This window comes from Kitasatospora sp. NPDC001664, assembly GCF_053596675.1.
This window is the reverse complement of record NZ_JBSFGS010000007.1, coordinates 216,109-239,442: the sequence shown is the minus strand read 5'-3', so window position 1 is coordinate 239,442 and position 23,334 is coordinate 216,109. Positions and strand designations below refer to the sequence as shown.

The window sequence follows — 23,334 nt, the reverse complement described above, 5'->3', positions numbered from 1 at the left end:
TGCTACTGCTTGGGGCTGAGCAGCGGCTCGATCTGGTCGATCGCGTAGGGGATCGAGAGCACGGTGTTGAAGGAGAAGGCCGCGCCCACGTCCGGGTCGGTGTAGGGGACGAAGAGGTCGCGCTTCTCCTGCTGCACCTTGAGCTTGCGGTAGAGCGGCTCGCCCTTGATCCGCTCGTTGGCCGCGGCGCTGGAGGTGACCCAGACCAGGCGGTCGGCGTCGAGCACGTCGAGCTTCTCGGCGCTCAGCTCGGCGACGTTCCAGCCCGGCTTGGCCAGCGCGTCGATCTCCGGCTTGAGCTTGAAGCCGAGCTCGTTGAAGAAGATCGCCTTCGGATCGGTCCGGGTGAAGGCCGAGTACTTCCCCGCCTCGAAGCTGTCGGCGACGGCCAGCGTCTGCTGCGCCCACTCGGGGTGCCGCGCCTTGACGGCCTTGAAGCGCTCGCCGATCGCGGTGATCTTCTGCTCGGCCTCGGCCTCCTTGCCGAGCGCCTTGCCGATCTGGCGGGTCATCACCTGCCAGGGCGCGGCGTAGTCCTGGTGCTCCTTGGGCTGGGCGACCACCGGGGCGATCTTCCGCAGGGTGTCGTACTGCTCCTGCTTCATGCCCGAGTACTGGGCGATGATCAGGTCGGGCTTCAGCCCGGCGATCTTCTCCATGGCGTACTCGTCGCGCTCGCCGACCACCTGCGGAGCCGTGCCGCCCCACAGGTCCTTGGCCCACGGCCACTTGCCGTACGGGCTCTCCTTGAACCAGTCCACCGCGCCGACCGGCTTGACCCCGAGCGCGAGCACCGCGTCCTGGTCGGAGAGGCCGAGGGTGACCACCCGCTTGGGGGCGGACTTGATCTCGGTGCTCCCGTACTTGTGCTGGACGGTGGCGGGGAACCCCGTGCCCGCACCTGCGGTCGTGCTGGGGGCCGTGTCGGCGGCGGGCGTGGTGCCGCTCCCGCAGGCGGCCAGGGTGAGGGCGGCGAGAGCGGCGGCGGCCGCGTGCGGGAGGCGTCTTGCGGAACGGTGCACGGTCTTCCCTTCGAGGCGGAAACAGAGCCAAACTTAGGTAAGCCTAAGTTAATGTGCAAGTGCCCACCTGCGATCTCCCCGAACTGACCCGTCGACAACTGGCCATTCCGTGGCTGGAGTTCGCCTTCGTTGCATAACTTAGGTAAGCCTTGCTTTACTGATCGCATCCGACCGTCCCTTCCGAGGAGGAACCTCCATGCGGGTCGTCATGTTCGGCTACCAGACCTGGGGCCACCGCACCCTCCGAGCGCTCCTGGAGTCCGAGCACGACGTCGTCCTGGTGGTCACCCACCCCGCCAGCGAGCACGCCTACGAGAAGATCTGGAGCGACTCGGTCGCCGAGCTCGCCGAGGCCCACGGCGTCCCGGTGGTGATCCGCAACCGGCCCGACGACGAGGAGCTCTACGCCCGCCTGAAGGAGGCCGACCCGGACGTCATCGTGGCCACCAACTGGCGCACGCTGATCCCGCCGCGGATCTTCCAGCTCCCGCGCCACGGGACGCTCAACGTGCACGACTCGCTGCTGCCCGAGTACGCGGGCTTCTCCCCGCTGATCTGGGCCCTGCTGAACGGCGAGCCCGAGGTCGGCGTGACGGCCCACCTGATGGACGAGCACCTGGACGCCGGGGACATCGTGCTCCAGCGGGCCGTGCCGGTCGGCCCGCGGGACACCACCACCGACCTGTTCCACCGCACCCTGGAGCTCTTCGGGCCGATCACCGTCGACGGACTGGCCGAAATCGCCTCCGGCCGCACCGACTTCACCCCGCAGGACCGCTCCCGGGCGACCTTCTTCCACAAGCGCGCCGAGGAGGACATCCGGATCGACTGGCGCTGGAGCGCCGAGGAGCTCGACCGCCTGGTCCGGGCCCAGTCGGCGCCCTACCCCGCCGCCTTCACCCACCACCGGGGCCGCCGCCTGGAGATCCTCGCGGCCCGGGTCTCCGAGCAGCGGTACGGGGGCACCCCCGGCCGGATCTTCTACCGCGAGGGCGACGCCGTGGTCGTCGTCGCCGGCCCCGACGCCCGCACCGGGCGCTCCCACGGCCTGGCCGTCACCGAGGTCCGCACCGAGGACGGCCGGGAGCTTCCCGCCGCCGAGTACTTCACCTCCATGGGCGGTTACCTCACCGACCGACCCTGACCGGAAGGCCGCCCTTCCACTTGTGCGGGGCGGGCCTGGCGGTGGTGCGCGGACGCGGCGGGGTGTGGTGGAGTGTCGGGCATCAGCTTCCACGGGGGAAGGATCATTCCGCATGCCTGAAAACGTCTCGCGGCGCACCCTGCTCGGCCTCGGCGCGGCCGCCGGGGCCGGAGCCCTGCTCGGCCCGCTGGCCGGTTCCGCCTCGGCCGCCGACGACGGGTGGCACGCCGCCCCGGCCGGGGACGGCACCCCGGCCGTCGCCGGCCCGGGCCGGTGGCCGGCCGGCTTCGCGCTGCCCAACGGCTTCCGGCCCGAGGGCATCGCCATCGACGCACGGGGCCGGGCCTATTTCGGATCGCTCGCCGACGGCCGGGTTCTGCGCTACGAACTCGCCACCGGCAAGGGTGAGTTGCTCTACCCGGGCCCGGCCGCCGGGACGCCCTCGCTCGGTATGAAGGCCGACGACCGCGGCCGCCTTTTCACCGCCGGCGCCTGGGGCGGCGACGCCCGGGTGCTCGACACCCGGACCGGCGCGGTGCTGGCCTCCTACCAGCTCGGCACCGACCCGGCGAACACCTTCGTCAACGACGTGGTGCTCACCCGGGACACCGTCTGGATCACCGAGTCGCTCCAGCCGGTCCTCTACGGCCTGCCGCTCGGCCCGGGCGGACGGCTGCCCCACCAGGACCAGGTGATCCGCCGCCGGCTCACCGGCGACGTCGACCACGTCCCGGACGAGATCAACTCCAACGGCGTCGAGACCACCCCGGACGGCTGCGCGCTGCTGGTGGCCAACATGACCACCGGCGTCCTCCAGCGGATCGACCCGGCCACCGGCGCCACCACCAAGGTGGACCTCGGCGGCGCGTCCCTGCCCTACGGCGACGGGTTGCTGCGGAGCGGCCGCGACCTCTTCGTGGTGCGCAACCAGGCCAACGAGGTCACCGTCGTCCGCCTCGACGCCTCCGGCCGCCGGGGCACCGTCACCCGCCGGATCACCGACCCGCGCCTGCGGGTCCCCGCCACGGTGGCGGCCTTCGGCGGCCGGCTCTACCTGCCGAACGCCCGCTTCGACACCGAGCCCACCCCGGACACCGACTACGACGTGGTCGCCGTCCCGATGCACTGACACGCACGGCCGAAGTGCCGCCGGGATCCGGTCCGTTGACGGACCCCGGCGGCACAATGGCGCGCATGGAGAACCGGATCGAGATCCGCATCGAGGCGCACGACCTGCCCGGCCGCGACTGCCCGCCCGGGCCGGGCTTCCCCGGCTACCGGGAGGTCGTGGTGGGCCTGCAGCGCAAGGGCCGGGCCGACGAGTTGCTCGACCCGGTGCCGGGGGACGCCGCCGCCGCCCGGTGGACGGCGGAGTGCGCCGTGAAGGGCGCGGGCGACCTCACCGGCCCGTACGTGCAGGGCCGCCCAGGCGCCCGCTTCCTCTACCTGACCTGGACGGGCGTGGCCCCCGACGGCGGCCGGGAGCTGTTCCGCCGGGCCAAGCTGATGCTGGACGGCGTGCCGCCCGAGGTGCTCGGGGCCGCCCTGGCCACCGGTCGGCTGACCGGCCGCCTCGGCCTCACCGACGGCCGCGGCCACCCGCTCTGCGCGGCGGTCCGCCCGCCCGTCGTCGACTGGACGGGCGAGCGGACCGACTGAGCTGCCGCGCCGCTCAGTTGGTGAGGATGCCCGGGTCCGAGGTGCCCGGGGCACCGGTCTCCACCACGCCCGCGAAGCGGCGGACGAAGTCGGCCGTGGTGCCGGCCGTGACCGTGACGTCGTACCAGCGGTTCCCGGCGGTCAGGTCCAGCGAGAGGGTGACCGTGGCACCGGTGGCCACCGTGACCGTGCGGGTGGTGTTGCCGTAGGCGTTGACCACCGTCAGGACGGCGGAGGCGCCGGCGTTGGTGCAGGTCAGGTCGAGCTTCCCGGTGGCCGCGTTGTGACGGGCCGTCACCTCGGGGCCGGCGGTCTTGCCCGGGTTGCGGAAGCGGCGCAGGAAGCCGTTCGGCCCGTGCACGGTGAGGTCGGTGACGCCCTTGGAGTAGGTGGTGTTCCAGGTGTCGGCGATCGACTTGCCGGCCTCGGTGGTGTAGGTCCACGGGGCGTCGGTCCGGTTGGCCGAGGTCACGTAGAACTGCGCGCCGGCCGACGGGCCGCCGCTGAAGGTCAGCTTGAACTTGCCGCCCGCCACGTCGGCCGAACCGTCCACGTACGGGGCGTACTTGAGCGGGCGGGTGGGCTTGGAGCCGGGCTCCTGGCGCGGCATGGTGCCGACCGTCGGCGCGACCGCGAGGAAGTCGCTGTGCCGGTTCTTGTCCGGCGGGTAGTAGCCGGCCGTCGACGGCAGCGCCGCGGCGGTGCCGGTGCGGGCGAAGTCGAAGGCCGAGGTGAGGTCACCGCAGATCGCGCGGCGCCAGGGCGAGATGTTCGGCTCGGTCACCCCGAAGCGCTTCTCGATGAAGCGGATCACCGAGGTGTGGTCGAAGGTCTCCGAGCAGCTGTAGCCACCGGTGCTCCAGGGCGAGACCACGATCATCGGCACCCGGGGGCCGAGACCGTACGGTCCGGCCACGTAGCCGGTCTTGCCCGGGAAGTAGTCCAGCGTGGTGGACACCGTGGACAGGCCCTGCGAGGCGCCGGACGGCGCGTACGGCGGCACCACGTGGTCGAAGAAGCCGTCGTTCTCGTCGTAGGTGATGAACAGCGCGGTGCGGGCCCACACGTCCGGGTTGGAGGTGAGCGCGTCCAGCACCTGGGAGACGTACCAGGCACCGTAGTTGGCGGGCCAGTTGGCGTGCTCGGAGAAGGCCTCGGGGGCGGCGATCCATGACACCTTGGGCAGGGTGCCGGCCTGGACGTCGGCGCGCAGCTTGTCGAAGTAGCCCTCGCCGGCCTTGGCGTTGGTGCCGGTGCGGGCCTTCTCGTAGAGCGGGCTGCCGGGCTGGGCGCTGCGGTAGCTGTTGAAGTAGAGCAGCGAGTTGTCGCCGTAGTTGCCGCGGAAGGCGTCGCTGATCCAGCCCCAGGAGCCGGCCGCGTTCAGCCCGTCGCCGATGTCCTGGTAGACCTTCCAGGAGACCCCGGCCGCCTCCAGGCGCTCGGGGTAGGTGGTCCAGCCGTAGCCCGCCTCGGCGTTGTTGATGACCGGGCCGCCGCCGGTGCCGTCGTTGCCGGTGTAGCCGCTCCAGAGGTAGTAGCGGTTGGGGTCGGTGGAGCCGATCAGCGAGCAGTGGTAGGCGTCGCAGATGGTGAAGGCGTCGGCCAGCGCGTAGTGGAACGGGATGTCCTGCCGGGTCAGGTAGGCCATCGTGGCGGCGGTCTTGGCCGGGATCCAGTTGTCGTACTTGCCCTTGTTGAAGGCCGACTGGCCACCGGCCCAGTCGTGGTTGAGGCCCTGGAGGTACTCCATGCCGAGCTTGGCGGAGTTGGGCCGGAACGGCAGGGTGACCTTGCCGCCGCTGGACTGGTTCCAGACCGACTTCCCGCTGGGCAGGGTGACCGGGCGCGGGTCACCGAAGCCGCGGACGCCCTTCATGGCGCCGAAGTAGTGGTCGAAGGAACGGTTCTCCTGCATCAGGACGACGATGTGCTCGACGTCCTGGATGGTGCCGGTGCTGCCCTGCGCCGGGATCGCGGCGGCCCGGGCGATGGAGTCCGAGAGCATGGTCAACGCGGCGGTGCCACCGGCGAGTTGGAGGAACCGGCGGCGATCGATGTTGGTCATGGGTGGCTGTGACCTCGGGAGGGTGAGGGGGCGGAGGACTGGCGGCCACCAGGAAAACGTTCCTCGGGTACCGCCCGGCGGACCTCTGATGGCTGCCCGCGGTACACCTGGCAAACGCATGCCAACGCGCCGAGTTGTCCTGCCCGACAGAGCCGGTTGTCTGGCCATTTTCCCCATCTGTCCGCAAGCTTGTCCGCCCCCTTCCGCTCCCCTGCACCTCTCCTGTACCAGCGCTTGCCCGCCGATCGAGAGGGTGGAGCCACTCGCAACCGAGCAGAGCAGGAGCAACGATGAAGCGTCAGCGCACGACCGGTGGGCGCCCCGCCCGCGTCAAGATCGCCGTCGCCGCCGCCGTCGCGGTCGCCGCGGCCGGCACCGTCACCGCCGGGGTCGCCCAGGCCGGCGACGACAGGCGCGGCAGGGTCACCGAGCGCGAGATAGCCGCGCTCTTCGACCAGTGGAACGCCGCCCTGCAGACCGGGGACCCGGCCAAGGTGGCCGACCGCTACGCCAAGGACGCGGTGCTGCTGCCCACCGCCTCCCCGCAGATCCGCACCAACCGCGCGGAGATCACCGACTACTTCGAGCACTTCCTGCAGAAGAAGCCGCGCGGCGAGAAGATCCGCTCGGTGATCAACGTCCTGGACAAGGACTCGGCGCTCGACGCCGGCGTCTACCGCTTCCACCTCACCGACCCGAAGACCGGCGTGACCAAGCCCGTCGAGGCGCGTTACTCCTACGAGTACGAGAAGCGCGGCGGCAAGTGGCTCATCGTCAACCACCACTCCTCGGTCCTCCCGGCCGAGGGCTGACGGCCGCCTGACGCACGGGGATTCCACCGGAGTGTCGCGGAGTGCTGAACCGTTTCGGCTCCGCTCCCGCTCCCTAGGCTCCTGTCCGCCGGGGTGCTTCCTCCCCCGGCGCCGAGCACTCGTCCCCCGAGGAGTCCCCGTGCGTCTTCGTCCTGCCCTCCGCTCAACCACCGCCCTGCTCATGGCCTTCGGAGGCATCGGCCTGATGACCGCCACACCGGCCGTCGCCGACCCCTACGGCCTCTACGGGACGGCGGCACCGCGCGGTCAGCAGGCGCCGTTGTCCGCCCACACCCCCCACTGGCCGCTGAGCGTCGGGTCCTCGTTCAGGGTCCACCACTTGTTGGTCCAGTAGTGGCCCTTCCAGGAGACCTTGGTGCCGGCGGCGGCGTAGGTGGTGGTCGCGCTCCAGCTCGGCGCGGCCGTGCAACTGCCGCCGGACGGGCTCGGACTGGGGCTGCCGCTGCTGCTCGGCGACGGGCTGGGGGTGCTGGTGGGCGGGGTCGCCCCGGCGAACTTCACGGTGAACTTGGTGAAGTCCCAGTCGTTCTGCACCACGCTCGAACAGGCGCCGGACAGGCCCGGGTCCACCGTGCCCGGGCACTGGCGGTCGCGGTTGACGGACCAGTAGGTGTAGCGGGCCAGCCGGTGCGCGGTCGCGAAGTCCAGCACCGTCTGGAAGTCGGCCTGCCGGAAGTACTCGGCGGCATCGGTGCGGCCGTTCATCAGCGACACGCCCTCGTGCGCGTACGCCGTCGCCTCGCTCCAGCCGAAGGTGGACTGCAGGATGCCGTTGAACTTCACCAGCGCGTCGGTCTGCGCCGCGGCGCCGTTGAAGCCGCCGTCGAACGGCATGATCGAGTAGTTGTCGGGCGTGAAGCCCTGCGACTTCGCCTCCAGCAGCATCTGGGTGCCGAACCAGCCCGTGCCGGCGTTGGTCCCGGCCGTGGTGATGGAGATGTAGATGCCCGGGTTGTTCTGCTGCAGGATCCGGGCCGCGCCGATCTCGTTGTGGATCGCGGCGGTGTTCTCGTACTCCGGCTCCTCCAGGTCGAAGTCGATGGCCTTGAGGCCGTACTTGGTCACCACCTTCTGGTAGGCGGCGGCGGTCGCCTCCGGGGTGCCGCAGGTCTGGCCGAGCTTGGTGCCGCCGTAGCCGCCGACCGAGACCGAGACGTCACCGCCCTTGTTCCGGATGGTCTGGATCACGGCGGGCATGGTGGTGTCCGTGTCGATCGAGGACGTGCCGCCCCAGGCGGGGCTGCAACTGCTGCCCTGGGCCAGGATGAAGGCCAGCTGGAACGCCTTCTGGCCGGTCGCGTCCATCACCGCGGCGGCGTTCGGCGGGCTGTTGTCCTCGGGCATCAGGTACGGCGCGGAGGCGTACCAGTTGGAGCCGATCCCGGCGGCGGCGTTCGCCGTGCCGGTCGTGGTGACCGCGGTGGCCGCGCCGGCCAGCAGTCCGAAGACCGACAGGGCGACGGCGAGGACGCGGCGGGGCCGGCGGGCGGGTGCGGGCGCGGGGGCATGTGGGGGTAGTACGCGTTCCATCGGAGACCTCTCCAGGAGGCGGCGAGGACATCGGCCCGGACGCGCGGATGTGGGGGCGCGCGGCCGGGTCAACGGTCGGGTACCAGGCCGAAGTTGACGTGACTGCCCACTGGTATAGACCTGTGCTGCGCCACCGTCAAGCCCTGACGGGCGATCGGGGCGCCGGCCGTGCCGACTCCTCAAAGCGCAGGTCAACGGCGGGTCAAGAGGGCCCCACGACCGCTGCGGCGACGCCCTTCCGGCCCCCGGGCACCCTTCGTCAACGTCCCGTCCGGGGCTCGGTCCTGAGCCCGATCCGGACCCGGAGGCCGCCGCCCGGGGCCTCCGCCAGGGTGGCGGTTCCGCCGTCGTCGGTGACCAGTTGGCGCACGATGGCCAGCCCCAGGCCGGAGCCGGTGCGGCCGGTGAGGCCCTGGCCGCGCCAGAAGCGGTCGAAGGCCCGGGAGCGTTCGGCCTCGGACATGCCCGGGCCCTGGTCGAGCACGTCCAGCAGCACCTGGTCGCCCGGGCGCGCGGTGAGGCGCACCGTGATGGCGGAGCCGTCCGGGGACACCTCCAGGGCGTTGGAGAGCACGTTGTCCAGCACCTGGTCGAGGTTGCCGGGCCCGGCCAGCACGCGCGGCAGGTCGTCCGCGTCCCCCGACAGCGCGATGGTCACCCCGCGCTCCTCCGCCGCCGGGCGCCAGACCGCCAGGCGCTCGGCCACCAACTCCCGCAGCACCAGAGGCTCCGGGGCGGAGACCTTGGCCTCCGCCCTGGCCAGCACCAGCAGGCCGCTGACCAGTCGGCTCATCCGGACCACCTCGGCGGTGGCCTGCTCCACGTCCTCCCGGACGAACTCGTCGTCCACGCCGTCGGCGATGTTGTCCAGCGACAGGCGCAGCGCGGTGAGCGGGGTGCGCAGCTGGTGGGAGGCGTCGGCGACGAAGATGCGCTGGGAGGCGACCAGGGTGTCCAGCCGCTCGGCGCCCTGGTTGAGGGTCAGGGCGAGCGTCCTGGTCTCCTGCGGTCCGGTGACCGGGGAGCGTGCGGTCAGGTCACCGGCACCGAACCGGCTGGCCATCTCGTTGAGTTGGCGCAGCGGGCGGGTGAGCAGGCGGGCCACGATGGCACCGAGCCCGGCGGCGACGGCCAGGACACCGACGGCGAGGACCGCGCGGAAGCCCCAGATCCGCCAGAGCCGGTCGGTGAGGTCGGCGGTGGCGTAGCGGATCCGCACCGCACCGGCGACCGCACCGCCGTCCGGCGCCCGGGCCGGGACGGTGACGACCAGTTCGGGGCCCCAGACCAGCCGCGAGCCCCAGTCCACCGTGGTGCGGCCCTCGCTGACGGCGCGTCGGAGCGCCTCGTCGGCCGGTTGCCCGGGGCGGGGCAGGGTGTCCACCGCTCCGCCGTCGGCGGCCACCACCTCCACCCGGCCCGGGGTCTCCTCGGCGTAGGCGCCGGCGAGCCGGGAAAGCGCTTGCCTGGCCGGCTGGTCTCCCGCGCCGAGCAGCAGCGCCATGGTGGTGGCCTCGCGGCGCACCGACTCCTCGGTGTCACCGCGCAGCTGAGCCGTCAGGGTGAAGGCGACCGGGACGGTGAAGGCAGCCAGCGCGACCGCCACCAGCAGCACGTAACTGAGGATCAGCCGGCGGATCACGGCGCGCCGTCCGCCACCACCAGCCGGAAGCCCACGCCGCGGACCGCCTCGATCACCACCGCTCCGGCGAGCTTGCGGCGCAGTGCGGCCACGTGCACGTCCAGGGTCTTGGTCGGGCCGAACCAGTTGGCGTCCCAGACCGCCTCCATGATCTGCTCACGGCTCATCAACGCGCCGGGCTCCTCGGTGAGGAAGGCGAGCAGGTCGTACTCCTTGGGCGCGAGGGCGACCTCGGTACCGTCCAGGTGCACCCGCGCCGCCCGGCGGTCCACGGTGAGCCGGCTGCCGTACCGGTCGGGGCCGCTCTCGGCGCCGTTGGCGGGGCGGGGCTGGACCCGGCGCATCACCGCCCTGATCCGGGCGATCACCTCGCGGACCCCGAAGGGCTTGGAGACGTAGTCGTCCGCGCCGAGCTCCAGCCCCACCACGCGGTCGGTCTCGTCGCTGCGGGCGCTGATCACGATGATCGGCACCGTGCCCCGGGCCCGCAGCTCCTTGCACACGTCCAGCCCGTCGGTGTCGGGCAGCCCGAGGTCGAGCAGCACCAGGTCGTAGGGCTCCGCGACGGTCAGCGCCGCCTGGCCGGTCGCGACCCACTCCACCTCGAACCCGTAGCGCAGCAGGCCCCGCCGAAGCGACTGGGCGACCGGCTCGTCATCCTCCACCAGCAGTACACGCACGTGGATCACCCTAACCGGGCACCGCCGCGCACCCCGGACGGGGACCGCCTCAGGCGTGCTCGGCGCCGGCCTCCCGGTGCAGGCCGAGCAGCTCGATCGCCTCCTCCCGCATCTCCACCTTGCGGATCTTGCCGGTGACGGTCATCGGGTACTCCTCCACCAGGTGGACGTAGCGCGGGACCTTGTGCCGGGCGATCCGGCCCTCGCAGTAGGCCCGCAGCGCCTCGGGCGTCAACTCGGGCGCGCCGGGGCGGAGTTTGACCCAGGCCATCAGCTCCTCGCCGTACTTGGCGTCCGGCACCCCGATCACCTGGGCGTCCAGGACGTCGGGGTGGGTGTACAGGAACTCCTCGATCTCGCGCGGGTAGAGGTTCTCGCCGCCCCGGATGACCATGTCCTTGATCCGGCCGGTGATGTTGAGGTAGCCCTCCTCGTCCATCACCGCCAGGTCCCCGGTGCGCATCCAGCCCTCGGCGTCCACCGCCTCGGCGGTGCGCTCGGGGTCGTTCCAGTAACCGAGCATCACCGAGTAGCCGCGGGTGCGGAGTTCGCCGTGGGTGCCGCGCGGGACGGTCTCGCCGGTGAGCGGGTCGACCACCTTGACCGTCAGGTGCGGGCCGACCCGGCCGACGGTGGAGACCCGGCGCTCCAGCGTGTCGTCCAGGCGGGTCTGGGTGGAGACCGGAGAGGTCTCGGTCATGCCGTAGCAGATCGAGACGTCACGCATGCCCATCCGCTCGACCACCTGCTTCATCACCTCGACCGGGCAGGGCGAGCCCGCCATGATGCCGGTGCGCAGGCTGCTCAGGTCGTGCTCCTCGAAGGTGGGGTCGTTGAGCTCGGCGATGAACATGGTCGGCACGCCGTACAACGAGGTGCAGCGCTCGGCTGCGACCGCGCGCAGGGTCGCGGCCGGCTCGAAGCCGGGGGCCGGGATGACGACGCAGGCGCCGTGGGTCAGGGCCGCGAGATTGGCCATCACCATGCCGAAGCAGTGGTAGAACGGCACCGGGGCGCAGATCCTGTCCTGCTCGGTGTAGCCGCAGAGCTCACCGACGAAGTGACCGTTGTTCAGGATGTTGCGGTGCGAGAGCGTGGCGCCCTTCGGGAAGCCGGTGGTGCCCGAGGTGTACTGGATGTTGATCGGCTGCCCGGCGCTCAGGCCGACCGCCACCGCTGCCAAGCGGGCGCGACTGTCGCGGTCCGCCGGGTCGGTGCCGACCAGCTCCCGCCAGCCGTCCGTGCCGATCAGCACGACGTCCTTCAGCTCGGGGCAGGCCGGGCGGGCCGCAGTCAGCATGGCCGTGTAGTCGGAGGTCTTGAACGAGGGCGCGGCGACCACGGTGCGGATGCCCGACTGGCGGAGCACGTACTCGAGTTCGTGGCTGCGGTAGCCGGGGTTGACCGTCACCAGGACCGCGCCGATCCGGGCCGTGGCGTACTGGGTGAACACCCACTCCGGGCAGTTGGGCGCCCAGATCCCGACCCGGTCGCCGGGCAGCACCCCGAGCCCGAGCAGCCCGAGCGCCACCCGGTCCACCTCGTCGGCGAGTTGACGGTACGTCCAGCGGCGCCCGCTCGGCACGTCCACCAGCGCCTCGCGGTCGGGGTGGACCGAGACCGTGCGGTCGAGGGTCTCCCCGATGGTGACCTCCAGCAGCGGGCTCTCCGTGGGGCCGGTGCTGATGCTGGGCTGGGGGGCCGTCGGCATGCGGGACTCCTGGGCTCGTTCGGACTGCTCCTCGGACGGACGATCACCGAGTCTAGGCAGCCGTGACCGGAGCACGCCATCCCTGTGCAGGGGCGACGGATCGGCACGCGCCGTGGGTTGACGGCCCGTCAAGCGCCGCAGGTCGACGGCCCGTCAGCCGGAACCGTACGTACGCCCGTCAGCCTCCCGGCCCGGCCGCCCGCCCGGCGCGCTTGTAGCTGCGCAGCAGGAGTGCGGTGTCGACCGGATGCGTGGTGCCGGCGAACGCCCGGGTGGAGAAGGCGTCCAGCTCGGCCATGGTGCGGTGGCTGGAGTAGCCGAGCAGGCTGTGCGCGCCGGTGGTCAGGGCCAGGTGGCGGACCGCCGGCTCCCGGCCGAGGGCGCGCAGGACCTCGTCGCGCTCGGCGGGCGGGGCGGCCAGCCGGAACCGGCACTCGACCGGGAAGCCGAGCACCTCCGGCTCGGCGTGCAGCCGCAGGTGCAGCACGTGGGAGCCCATCAGCCGGGCCAGCCGGCGCCGCGCGGTGGTCTCGCCGACCCGGAGCTCGCGGGCCAGCCGGGTCATCGACATCCGGGCGTCGTCCTGCAGCAGGGCCACCAGCTGCTCGTCCAGCTCGTCCACCGCGATCGGCTCGGGCAGCGGGCGGCCTTCGCTGACCGCCCGCCGCGGCTCGGTGGGCTCGTCGTCGAAGGGTGCCCAGTCGTTGGCGGTGAGCAGCAGGCGGACCAGGACCTCGGAGTGCACGCCGGTGACGCCGTCCAGGCACCCGATCGAGGTGACCGCCTCCAGCAGCCGGCGCCGGTCGGGGAGGGTGAGTTCGACGTAGACGTCCGGGGCGCCGGTGGCGACCTCCACCGAGTTGGTGTCCGGGCGGCGGGCCAGGGCCAGCGCGGTGTCGTGGAGCCGGTCCGGTGCGCAGCGCACCGCCAGTTCGGCGACCAGCGCGTCCCCGAGGAAGTCGCGGATGAGGAGCGCGGTGAAGCGCACCCGCCCGCTGGAGGTGAGGCGGTCGAGCCTGCGGGCGACGGTCCGCTCGTGGATGCCGAGGGCCGCCGCGACCTCGGCGAGCGGTGCCCTGGGGCTGCGGCGCAGCAGGCGCAGGATCGCCAGGTCGGTGGGGTCCGGGAGCTCCTCTCCCGGCAGGGTGCGGTCCATGGCTCCTCCTGCTCCGCGCCGGGCGCCGGACCACGGCGCCGTCGACCCCGTGATTGCCGGATTCCCGCACTCGGCCGACCCGAGATGCCGCTTCCACCCGACCTCTGGTCCAGATCTTGCCCGGTATTCCGCCCCGGGTCCACATTGACAGCCTGTTTCCGCCACCCCCACCGGCAGCCCCCGGCCGCCTCTCGAGAACAGGTGCCCCGCAGATGACCGAGACCACCGCACCGGCCGGGAGAGCGGCCAGAGCCCTGACCCTCCCGGCCGTCCTGGCCGGCGTGGCCGTCGTCGAGCTGACCAGCGGCATCACCCAGGGGTTCCTCTCCCCGGTGCTCAGGTCGCTGACCTCCGTGCTGCACGTGACGGCGGCTCAGCTGAACTGGCTGAGCATCGCGAACCTGCTGGCCAGCGTCGCCTTCACCCCCGTCCTGTCCCGGCTGGGCGATCTGCACGGCCACCGTCGGGTGCTGCGCTGGAACCTCGGGATCGTGCTGGCGGGTTCGCTGATGGTCGGCGCGGGCCGGTCCTTCGGCGTGCTGCTGGCCGGCCAGGTGCTCCAGGGCGCGTTCGCGGGCTTCTTCCCGCTGCTGATGGGGATCCTGCGCGGACGCGGCACGGCGGCCGAGAGCCGGCGGGGCGTCAGCCTGATGGTCACCGCGCTGGTCGGCGGCCTCTCGGTCGGCCTGCTGGCCAGTGGTCTGATCGCCCGTCACGTCGACAGCCCGACGGCGGCGCTCTGGCTCCCCGCGGTGGCGGTGTCCTTGGCCCTGCTGGTCACCTGGCCGCTGCTGCCGGAGAGCGGGCACCGGCCCGGCGGACGGGTGGACTGGGCCGGCGGGGCGCTGTTGAGCGCGGGCATGGTGGCGGTGATGCTGGGGCTCGGCCAGGGCGGCATGCCGGGCTGGGCCTGGGGATCGGGGCGGACCCTCGGCTGCCTGCTGGGCGGCGCCGCACTGCTGGTGGTGTGGACGGCGGTGGAGCGCCGGACGGCCGAGCCGATGATCGACGTGCGGATGTTCGCCCGGCGCGGGGTCACCGTGGTCTCGCTGGTCACCGTGGCCTTCTCGTTCTGCATGATCGGTCTCCAGGTCGCCAACGCGGTCTTCCTCGGCACCGACGCCGCCGGGAACGGCTACGGGATGGGCCTGGACCCGCTCGGGGTCGCCGCTGCCTCGCTGCCCGGGATGCTGGCGATCGCGGCCGGTGCGCTGGCCGCGCCCGCGGTCGCCCGGGCCGTCTCCGACCGGGGTGCCCTGGTGCTCGGTTCGCTGCTGATGGCCGCCGGGTACGGCGCGCTGGCGCTGCGGCACGACTCGCTCCCGCTCTTCCTGCTGCTCAGCGTCGTCTCCGGGATCGGCACGGGCTTCCTCCAGCAGTCGACCCGGGCCCTCGCGGTGGAGTCGGTCCCGCAGGACCGCACCTCGGTCGGCTCGGGCATCAACGAGCTGCTGATCAACGTCGGCGGTTCGCTCGGGGCGGCCGTCGTCCTCTCGGTGTTCGCCGCCCGCACCGCCGCCGGGCAGGTCCTGCCGGCGCTGTCCGCCTACACCACGGCCTGGTGGCTGTCGGCCGCCGTCGCGGGCGCGGGCGCCCTGCTGGCGCTGCTGTACCGGCAGCCCGCCGCCGACCGGCGCTGACCCCGCACCCCTCCGCCCCTTCCGACCTCCAGGAGTCCCCATGACCACCGAGCCGGCCACCCTCCGCTCGCGCACCCGGACCAGGCTGACCGCCCGTCAGGACGACGTGCTGGCGCTGAGCCACAGCCTGCACGCCGAGCCCGAACTCGCCTACGAGGAGCACCGGTCGGCAGCGAAGATCGCCGACCTGATGGAGGCCTCCGGCTTCGAGGTGGACCGCGGGGTGTGCGGCCTGCCGACCGCCTTCACCGCCACGGCGGGCCGCGGCGACCTGGTGATCGGCATCTGCGCGGAGTACGACGCCCTCCCCGGCATCGGCCACGCCTGCGGTCACAACGTGAACGGCGCCGCCTCGGTGGCGGCGGCGCTGGCGCTGGCCGCGGTGGCCGACGAGATCGGCGTCACCGTGAAGCTGCTGGGCACCCCGGCGGAGGAGTCCGGCGGCGGGAAGGTCGACCTGCTGAACGGCGGCGCCTTCGACGACGTGGCGGCCGCGATGATGGTGCACGCCGCCCCTGAGGACGGCGTCGGGATGACCTCGCTGGCGATCAGCAGCTGGCAGGTGCGCTACACGGGGCGCCCCGCGCACGCCGCGGCGATGCCGCACCGGGGCGTCAACGCGGCCGACGCCATGACGCTGGCCCAGGTCGCGATCGGACTGCAGCGCCAGCAGATGGTGCCGGGCGGCGTGGTGCACGGCGTGGTCACCTCGGCGGGCGAGGCCGCGAACGTCATCCCCGCCCTGGCCACCGCCTCGTACGACTGCCGGGCCGCGACCGCGGAGGACCTCCGGGAGGTCCAGCGCGCGGTCCGGGCCTGCTTCGAGGCCGGGGCGCTGGCCACCGGGGCGGAGCTCGACCTGCGCGGTGTCGGGCACGACTACGCCGACCTGCGCCAGGACGCCGCGATGTGCGGGCTCTACACCGAGGCCGCCGCACTGCTCGGCCGTACGGCGGCCCCCGCCGCGCCCGGCATCCGGGCGGGCTCCACCGACATGGGCAACGTCTCCCACCTGGTGCCGACCATCCACCCGATGATCGGCTACGGCACCGGCGACACGATCATGCACCACCCCGACTTCACCCGGTACGGGACCGGCGACGGCGCCGACCGCGCGGTCCTGGACGGCGGCCTGGCGATGGCCTGGACCGCCCTCGCCCTGGCCACCGACGACGGGCACCGCGCCCGCCTGCTCGACCGGCTTGCCGCGCGGACCACGGCCGCGTAGCCCGCGCGGCACCTGACGACGCGTCGGTCTGACCCACTCCGGTGGGGCGGGCCGACGCGTCGTCAGGCCTCGACGGAGCAGAGCAGGGCCGCGCGCAGGTCCATCCGGTGTTCCAGCTGGGTGAGGCTGCGGCCGGTGAGCTCCTCGATCCGGCGGATCCGGTAGTGCACCGTGTTCACGTGGATGTGCAGGGCCTCGGCGGTGCGGGACCAGGAGGCGTTGTGCCGCAGGAAGGTGTCCAGGGTGTTGAGCAGCGAGACCGGGTTGGCCCGGTCGTGGGCGGCCAGCGGGGCCAGCAGGCGACGGCGGAAGGCGGCCCGCACCTCCGGCGGGATGCCGCCCAACAGGGCGGCGAGGGAGCCGAGTTCGGCGCTGCTGCCGACGGCGCCCCCGGCGCCCGAGGCCAGCGCGTAGCGGGCCTGCACCAGGGCCGCGGCCAGCTCGGCCCGCTCCGGCTCGGTGGTCGGGCCCACGCCGGCGCGCAGCGGCCCGTGGCCGGCCAGGCGGCTCTCGAAGCGGGGCCAGACGGCGCGCAGGGCCGCCGTGACCTCGGCGGCCGGTGCGGCCACCAGTGCGACGGCGCAGCCCCGGCCGGGGCGGGCGGCGGTGCCGTGGGGCGGTGCGTCGGCGTGCGGCCGCGCCGCCTCCGGTGCGCCAGCGGCGCCGGCGGCGGGCGCGGTCCCGAACGGGCCCACCTCCGACGCGGACGCACCGAACGCGGACGCACCGAACGGGCTCGCACCGAACGGGCTCGGCTCGACAGGGCCCGACTCGATACGGCTCGCCTCGTACGGAGAGGCGGCCGGGTGAGGCGACTCCGGGGCGGCGGCGAACGGCACGCCCGCCAGGTGCAGCGCCTCGGCGAGGGCGGCGACGGCCCACCCCTCCGGGGCGCCCTCGGCTCGGACCACCACCGGGGTGAGCGCTTTCCGGGCCGGGAGCCGACAGAGCGTCAGGGCCTCGGCCAGACCGGGCCCGCCGTCCGGCCCGAGCAGCCCGACCAGGCGGGCGGCGGTGCGGCGTTGGGCCGCCGTGGTCGCCCTGGCCCGGGCGGCCGAGGGGGCCAGAAGCTCGGCCAGGCCCAGCAGCAGGGTGCGGACGGACGGGCCAGGTTCGACGGCGGTCCGCAGCAGCCAGCCGTCGAAGGGGGTGTCCCCGGGCGGGCCGACCGGGACCGCGCCGCCGCCCCGACCACCGCCCAGCGTGGCGACCACCTCGGCCTCCGCCTCCTCCGAGGAGGCGGCCAGCACCCGCCCGGAGCCGGTGAGCAGCGCACAGCCCGGCAGTCCGAGCCGGTTCACCGCGCGCGCCAGCACCTCCCCCAGCACGGCGTCGCGCACCGGGGCCGTGCCCGCCTCCGCACCTCCCGACGGTCCGTCAACCACCGCTCCAGCACCGACCGCACCCGCGCTCCGCCCCCCGGCCGCACTCCCGACAGCACCACCGGCCGGGCCCGTGACCGCGCCCCCAGCCGGGCCGTCGACCGCCGCCCGGGCGGCCGCGCCGAGCAGTGCCAGCAGGTCCTTGCGGACCGCCGCCGGCAGGGCGGCCGCGCCCTCCTCCGGGGCACCGAGCTCGCCCCAGAGCCGCAGGTACACGCGGTCGGTGACGGCCCGGAAGCTGGTGCCGGCCGGGACGGAGAGCAGCGGGACGCCGTGCAGGCGGCAGGCCTCGGCCAGCTCGGGCGGGACGGCGCCGTGGGTGCCCTCGCCCGCCAGCAGGGCGGCGGCGCCCGCGCTGCGCAGCGCGTTGGCGAAGCGCAGCGCGGCCGAGGCGGCGGCCGGTCCGTCCTCGGGGCGCCACCAGACCAGCCCGGTGAGCACCAGCTCGCCGCGCTGGAGGTAGCGGGCCGGGTCCTGGAGGTCGGTGGAGGTGACTCCGGTGACCTCGGTGGCCAGTAGCTCGGGGGTCGCCCAGGCCGCTTCGATGTGCAGGTCGGCCAGGTCCAGCAGGTCCCCGACGATCATGTGGTGCTCCTTGTGCTCCGCGCCCTGGCCCACTCTCGCCGATGCCAGGAGATCACGCAGTTCTGCATGGTAGATGCAAGCGGCCGAACCGTCTTTCCCTCTTGTCACTTCCTCCGAGCGACCGCCCCGTCCGCCGCCCCCGCCTCGGAGGCGCGCACAGTCCGGCCCCCTTCGCGGGCCTCGTGCAGCGCCCGCCAGACCTTGTCCCGCAGGAACGGCGCCTCGGTGAAGCGGATGCCGGTGGCGTCGCGCAGTGCGTTCGCGAAGGCCGGCGGCACCGGGTTGAACGGGCTCTCCGACATCGACTTGGCGCCCAGCGGTCCGATGGCGTCGGAGGTCTCGCTGAAGTGCACCTCGGTGCGCGGCACATCGGCGAAGGCGGGCAGCCGGTAGCGGCGGAAGGCGGCCGTGGTCACCTCGCCCCGCCCGTCCAGCAGCACCTGCTCGAAGAGCGTCGCGCCGAGCGCCTGCGCCACCCCGCCCTCCACCTGGCCCCGGCACTGCAGCGGGTTCATCACCTTGCCCGCGTCGGCGCCGTGGACGCTGCGCAGGATGCGGATCTCCCCGGTGTCCGGGTCGACGGCGATCCGGAACCACTGCGAGTTGAAGGCCACCGAGCGCGGCGAGCCGCCGAAGTGCCCGTCGGCCCGCAGCTCCACGCCCCGTCCGCGCGCGGCCTCGAACACCTCCTTGAGCGGCACCGTCCGCCCGTCGCACTCCACCGCCTCCGCGCCCAGCCGGACCTGGCTGCGCGGCCTGCGGGCGTACTCGGCCGTGAAGCTGACGATCTGTTCGGCCAGCGCGTTGGCGGCCTTCATCACCGCCTTCCCCGCCACCACCGTGCCCGCGGAGCCGAACGCCCCGGTGTCGTGCTTGACCACGTCGGTGTCCGACTGCCGGATGCCGATCCGGTCGACCGTGGTGCCCAGCGCGCCCGCGGTGATCTGCTTGTGCACGGTGGTGGTGCCGTTGCCGAACTCGGCGGTGCCGACCGCGATGTCGTACGTCCCGTCCTCCAGCAGCTTCACCGTGGCGTCGGCGATGTGGCCGCCGGGCGGGCCGCAGGCGATGGCGGCCATGGCGAAGCCCTGGCCCACCAGCCAGCCCTCGGGGGCGAGTTCGGCGCTGGTGTCCCCGGCGATGGCGTCGCGCACCACGTTCAGGCACTGGTCCAGGCCGTAGCTGGCGATGTGCAGGTCCTCCTCCTCGCCGAGCGGGCCCTCCATGTGCTCACCCGGCCCGATGATGTTCCGCTCCCTCAGCTCCAGCGGGTCGAGGCCGAGTCGGCGGGCCAGCTCGTCCATCGCCGACTCCACCGCGAAGGTGACCTGGCCGAGCCCGTAGCCGCGGAAGGCCCCGGCCGGCACGCCGTTGGTGTAGACGGAGTAGGCCTCCACCTTCTTGTGCGGGGCCCGGTACACGCCCATCGACTCGCCGATGCTGTGGAACATCACCGCAGGGCCGTGGTTGCCGTACGCCCCGGTGTTGGAGACCACCCGGTACTGCAGGGCCGTCAGGGTGCCGTCCCGCTTGGCGCCGAGCTTCACCGTGATCCGGAACGGGTGCCGGGTGGTGGCGCCGTAGAACTGCTCGGCCCGGGTGAACTCCAGCTTCACCGGCCGGTGCAGGCGCATCGCGGCGAAGACCGCGATGTCCTCGGTGAGCATCTCCTGCTTGCCGCCGAACCCGCCGCCGACCCGCCCGGCCACCACCCGTACCTTCTCCAGCGGCAGGTCGAACAGGTCGCACAGCGCCCGCCGGGTCAGGAACGGCACCTGGGTGGAGGAGCGCACCACGATCCGCTCCTCCCCGCCGGGCTCCTCGCTCTCCTCGAAGTACGCGAGGCAGCCGTGCGTCTCCAGGCTGGCGTGCTGCACCCGTTGGGTCCGGAAGGTCTCCTCGTACACCAGGTCCGCCTCGGCGAACCCCTGCTCCACGCTGCCCAGCTCGCCGTGCGCCTCGCCGCAGACGTTGCTCTCCGCCCGGGCGATCCGCGACTCCGGGCCCTTGGGGTGGATCACCGGTGCGCCCGGCAGCATGGCCTCCTCCGGGTCCAGCACGTACGGGAGTTGCTCGTACTCGACCACGATCCGCCGGCAGCCCTCCTCGGCCGCGCCCTCGGTCTCGGCCACCACCGCCGCGACCCGCTGGCCGACGAAGCGGACCACGTCGTCCAGCAGCCGGGTGTCGTCCGGATCCTCGGTGGGGTGTTCGTGCCGGGCCGAGGAGTAGAGCTTGGCAGGTGCGTCCTCGTGGGTGAACACGCCCACCACGCCGGGCACCCGGCGGGCGGCCGAGGTGTCGATCGAGAGGATCCGGGCGTGCGGGTGCGGGGAGCGCAGCAGCTTCATGTGCAGCAGGCCCTCCACCTCCACGTCGAAGGTGTACCGGGCCGTCCCGGTCACCACCTGCGGACCGGCGGGGGCACCGAGGCTGCGCCCCACCGCCTTGCCCGCGCACGGGAGTTCGGTGTGCCGGACACCGTTCACGGCGTCCTCGATCGCCCGGTACCCGGTGCAGCGGCAGAGGTTGCCCTTGAGCGCCCTCGGCAGGTCGGCCTTCTTCTCCTCGTCGAAGGCCTCGGCGGAGGTGGTCATCAGGAAGCCGGCGGTGCAGAATCCGCACTGGAAGCCCTGGGCGTCGAGGAACCTCTGCTGCACCGGGTGGAGTTCGCCGCCCTCGGCCAGGCCCTCGACGGTGGTGACCGTACGCCCCTCGGCGCGCACCGCCGGGTAGAGGCAGCTGTGCACCGGCTGCCCGTCCACCTGGACGGTGCAGGCACCGCAGTCCCCCGCGTCGCAGCCCTTCTTGACGCCGAACCAGCCGCGCTCGCGCAGATAGGTGCGCAGGCACTGGCCTCCCCGCGGCTCCGTGTCGAAGTCCTGCCCGTTGACCCGGACGCGATAGCTCATCGCGCGGCCTCCTCGTTCCCGTCGTTCAGCTCTCTGCGGATCTCCTCGGCGTGACGCAGCGTCATGTGACGTCGCCAGTCCGGGAGTCCGTGGATGTCGTCGAAGTACTCGTCGCCCCGGATGCCGTCCTCCACCGCCTCCCGGACGGCCGCCGCGTTGGGCTCCGGCGGGAACCAGAAGCGGAACGGGCGGACGGTGGAGGCGGTGACGGTCAGGGTGAGGGACCCGTCCTGCGGGTCACGGGCCCCGATCACCAGCACGCCGGATCGGCCGAGTCCGTAGAGCGAGGACTGCCGGAAGGCGGTGCGCGCCTCCAGCGCCCGGGCCGGCAGGCTGATCGAGCGCAGCAGCTCACCGGGTTCGCGGACGGTCCGTCCTGCACCGATCACGAACTCGGCCACCGGGACGCGCCGGTACCCGCCGTCCTGGCCGCGCAGCAGGCAGACGCCGTCCAGCGCGGCGGTCAGCGAGATCATCGGCCCGGCCGGCAGCCCGTTGCAGAGGTTGCCGCCGACGGTGGCGAGGTTCCAGATCTTCCAGGACGCCAGGAAGGCCCGGCAGCACTGCTCCACCAGCGGCGCGGCCCGCCAGTCGGCGTCCTTCCCGTACGCGGACAGCTCGGCGACGGTGCAGGTGGCAGCGATCTCCAGTCCACCCTCGGGCGTCCGCGCCAGCGGCTGCCAGCCCATCCGGCTGAGATCGACCAGGCGCCGCAGGTGGGGCTGCGGCTCGGAGAACAGGTAGGTGCCGCCGCCCAGCCAGGCATCGCCGGGCCGCCAGCTCCCGTAGCGGCGGGCGTCGCACACCTCCGTCACCGTGTGCAGGTCCATCGGCGCTCCTCCCGTCCCCGGCTTGTCGTCCCTGACCTGCCGTCAGAGCGATTGAAGCCCTCGGGCCGAGCGGGGGACGAGTGGGCCGTGACACCAGGCCAGGCGGTCTTGCCTGGGTGATCCTCCAGCACCGGCCACACCGGGAGCGCCCCGTTCCGAATCCCCTGGAACCGTTGCCGGTGCGGGCAGTAGCGCGTCTGACGGATATCGGCCGGTTCGCCGATCTGATCATCGGTCACCCCCGAGGATTTCCCCGAACACCCGCCGTCGCCTGACCGCGACGCGGCGTGACGACCGGAGGAGACTGCGATGCCATCCGCGACACCCGTCCCGCACGACCGCCGGAGAGCGCTCCGCCGCGCCCTCGGCGTCTTCCTGACGATCCTGCTGACCGCCCTGCTCTCGGTGGTGGCCCACCCCGTGGCCCACGCCTGGAACGACGACTACCCGGCGAAGTGGCGCAACGTCCCAATGGACTCGGTGATCGACGACTGGCGCATGTACAACAGGGAGTGCACCAGCTTCACCGCCTGGCGGCTGCACAGCCGCAACGGCTACGAGATCCCGTTCCACGCCAACGCCGGCGACTGGGGCTACCGCGCCCGCGACCTCGGTATCCGGGTCGACAACACCCCCGCCGTGGGCTCCGTCGCCTGGTCGTCCGGACACGTGGCCTGGGTCGAGTCGGTGGGCAACGGCACCGTGACCATCGAGGAGTACAACTACGGCTACAACGGCACCTACAACGAGCGGACCGTCGCGACGGGCGCGTTCCAGTACATCCACTTCAAGGACATCGGCGGCGGCCCGACGCCTCCGCCCGTCCCCCCGGCACCGGGCAGCCTCTCCGCCCTGGTCCACGGCTCCCGCGTCAACCTCCAGTGGGGAGCCTCCTCGGGCGCGACGGACTACCAGGTCAGCCGCAACGGCGTGCTGATCGGCACCGTGACCGGCACCCGCCTGCTGGACGTCCAGGTGTCCCCCCGGCAGAGCTACGGCTACTCCGTCGTCGCCCGCAACGCCGCCGGGAGCTCCGCCCCCACCACGCGGTACGTGCAGACGACCGTGGACTCCGCCGACTACGCGTACCTGCCGACCAAGGACGGTCCGGCGGAGTGCGGGCGAGCCGGCGACCAGAACTCCCAGTTCCTCGTCTGCAACGTCCTCAAATCCACCGGGTGGGTGAGCAGGTACTCGCCCGCCAACGACTGGGGCTACGCCAACGACCGCTCCTGGATCGCCAATTCGGACGGCAGCGTCTCCTACTGCCGCCGCGTCGGCACCGGCGACCAAGTCCTCTGCGACCGCTTCGACG

At 73.0% G+C, this 23,334-nt stretch carries 17 protein-coding genes; 7 read left to right on the top strand and 10 right to left on the bottom strand.

All coding sequences use genetic code 11. The features are described 5' to 3' along the window. Window positions 1-2: 2 nt before the first annotated feature. Entirely contained in the window at window positions 3-1,022 is a 1,020-nt protein-coding gene (locus ACWCYY_RS12860) for an iron-siderophore ABC transporter substrate-binding protein (protein WP_449796024.1), read from the bottom strand. A gap of 196 nt (window positions 1,023-1,218) precedes the next feature. On the opposite strand from ACWCYY_RS12860, the gene ACWCYY_RS12855 reads away from it, so the two are divergent. From ACWCYY_RS12855 to ACWCYY_RS12845, 3 genes are all read left to right on the top strand, one after another. Next, window positions 1,219-2,166, top strand: a complete 948-nt coding sequence (locus ACWCYY_RS12855; RefSeq protein WP_449796023.1) for a methionyl-tRNA formyltransferase — start codon at window positions 1,219-1,221, stop codon at window positions 2,164-2,166. Between the two features lie 112 nt (window positions 2,167-2,278). Continuing rightward, window positions 2,279-3,295, top strand: coding sequence for an SMP-30/gluconolactonase/LRE family protein (locus ACWCYY_RS12850; RefSeq protein WP_449796022.1), 1,017 nt, complete (start codon window positions 2,279-2,281; stop codon window positions 3,293-3,295). A 65-nt stretch (window positions 3,296-3,360) separates the two neighbouring features. Next, window positions 3,361-3,825, top strand: a complete 465-nt coding sequence (locus ACWCYY_RS12845; RefSeq protein WP_449796021.1) for a DUF5990 family protein — start codon at window positions 3,361-3,363, stop codon at window positions 3,823-3,825. Between the two features lie 13 nt (window positions 3,826-3,838). Here ACWCYY_RS12845 and ACWCYY_RS12840 read toward each other — a convergent pair whose 3' ends face one another. Next, a complete protein-coding gene (locus tag ACWCYY_RS12840) occupies window positions 3,839-5,890 on the bottom strand; it encodes a phosphocholine-specific phospholipase C (RefSeq protein WP_449796020.1) in 2,052 nt (683 codons plus the stop codon). Window positions 5,891-6,180: 290 nt separating this feature from the next. On the opposite strand from ACWCYY_RS12840, the gene ACWCYY_RS12835 reads away from it, so the two are divergent. Next, entirely contained in the window at window positions 6,181-6,702 is a 522-nt protein-coding gene (locus tag ACWCYY_RS12835) for an SgcJ/EcaC family oxidoreductase (RefSeq protein ID WP_380149674.1), read from the top strand. Between the two features lie 267 nt (window positions 6,703-6,969). Here ACWCYY_RS12835 and ACWCYY_RS12830 read toward each other — a convergent pair whose 3' ends face one another. The 5 genes from ACWCYY_RS12830 to ACWCYY_RS12810 all read right to left on the bottom strand — a co-directional run bounded on the left by ACWCYY_RS12830 (window position 6,970) and on the right by ACWCYY_RS12810 (window position 13,442). Further along, entirely contained in the window at window positions 6,970-8,253 is a 1,284-nt protein-coding gene (locus tag ACWCYY_RS12830; RefSeq protein ID WP_449796019.1) for a chitinase, read from the bottom strand. 259 nt (window positions 8,254-8,512) lie between these two features. Then, entirely contained in the window at window positions 8,513-9,895 is a 1,383-nt protein-coding gene (locus tag ACWCYY_RS12825) for a sensor histidine kinase (RefSeq protein WP_449796018.1), read from the bottom strand. After that, complete coding sequence (locus ACWCYY_RS12820; RefSeq protein ID WP_345284757.1) at window positions 9,892-10,575, bottom strand: response regulator transcription factor; 684 nt, start codon at window positions 10,573-10,575, stop codon at window positions 9,892-9,894. Before ACWCYY_RS12820 ends, ACWCYY_RS12825 begins: the two co-directional genes overlap by 4 nt. A 49-nt stretch (window positions 10,576-10,624) precedes the next feature. Continuing rightward, window positions 10,625-12,286, bottom strand: coding sequence for an AMP-binding protein (locus tag ACWCYY_RS12815; RefSeq protein ID WP_449796017.1), 1,662 nt, complete (start codon window positions 12,284-12,286; stop codon window positions 10,625-10,627). Window positions 12,287-12,464: 178 nt separating this feature from the next. Beyond that, window positions 12,465-13,442 (bottom strand): Lrp/AsnC family transcriptional regulator, encoded by a 978-nt coding sequence (locus ACWCYY_RS12810; RefSeq protein WP_449796016.1) that lies wholly within the window; start codon window positions 13,440-13,442, stop codon window positions 12,465-12,467. 212 nt (window positions 13,443-13,654) lie between these two features. Here ACWCYY_RS12810 and ACWCYY_RS12805 point away from each other — a divergent pair, with 212 nt between their 5' ends. Further along, on the top strand, window positions 13,655-15,082 hold the full coding sequence (locus ACWCYY_RS12805; protein ID WP_380149673.1) for an MFS transporter: 1,428 nt from the start codon (window positions 13,655-13,657) through the stop codon (window positions 15,080-15,082). 40 nt (window positions 15,083-15,122) lie between these two features. Then, complete coding sequence (locus ACWCYY_RS12800) at window positions 15,123-16,310, top strand: amidohydrolase (RefSeq protein ID WP_380149672.1); 1,188 nt, start codon at window positions 15,123-15,125, stop codon at window positions 16,308-16,310. A 62-nt stretch (window positions 16,311-16,372) separates the two neighbouring features. Here the strand turns inward: ACWCYY_RS12800 and ACWCYY_RS12795 are convergent, their stop codons facing one another. The 3 genes from ACWCYY_RS12795 to ACWCYY_RS12785 all read right to left on the bottom strand — a co-directional run bounded on the left by ACWCYY_RS12795 (window position 16,373) and on the right by ACWCYY_RS12785 (window position 22,019). Beyond that, window positions 16,373-18,277, bottom strand: a complete 1,905-nt coding sequence (locus tag ACWCYY_RS12795) for a helix-turn-helix domain-containing protein (RefSeq protein ID WP_449796015.1) — start codon at window positions 18,275-18,277, stop codon at window positions 16,373-16,375. Between the two features lie 104 nt (window positions 18,278-18,381). Continuing rightward, window positions 18,382-21,189 (bottom strand): molybdopterin-dependent oxidoreductase, encoded by a 2,808-nt coding sequence (locus ACWCYY_RS12790; protein WP_449796014.1) that lies wholly within the window; start codon window positions 21,187-21,189, stop codon window positions 18,382-18,384. After that, a complete protein-coding gene (locus ACWCYY_RS12785) occupies window positions 21,186-22,019 on the bottom strand; it encodes an FAD binding domain-containing protein (RefSeq protein ID WP_449796013.1) in 834 nt (277 codons plus the stop codon). The genes ACWCYY_RS12790 and ACWCYY_RS12785 overlap by 4 nt, the downstream gene beginning before the upstream one ends. A 309-nt stretch (window positions 22,020-22,328) precedes the next feature. On the opposite strand from ACWCYY_RS12785, the gene ACWCYY_RS12780 reads away from it, so the two are divergent. Next, on the top strand, window positions 22,329-23,334 hold a 1,006-nt coding region (locus tag ACWCYY_RS12780), incomplete at its 3' end, for a CHAP domain-containing protein (protein WP_449796012.1).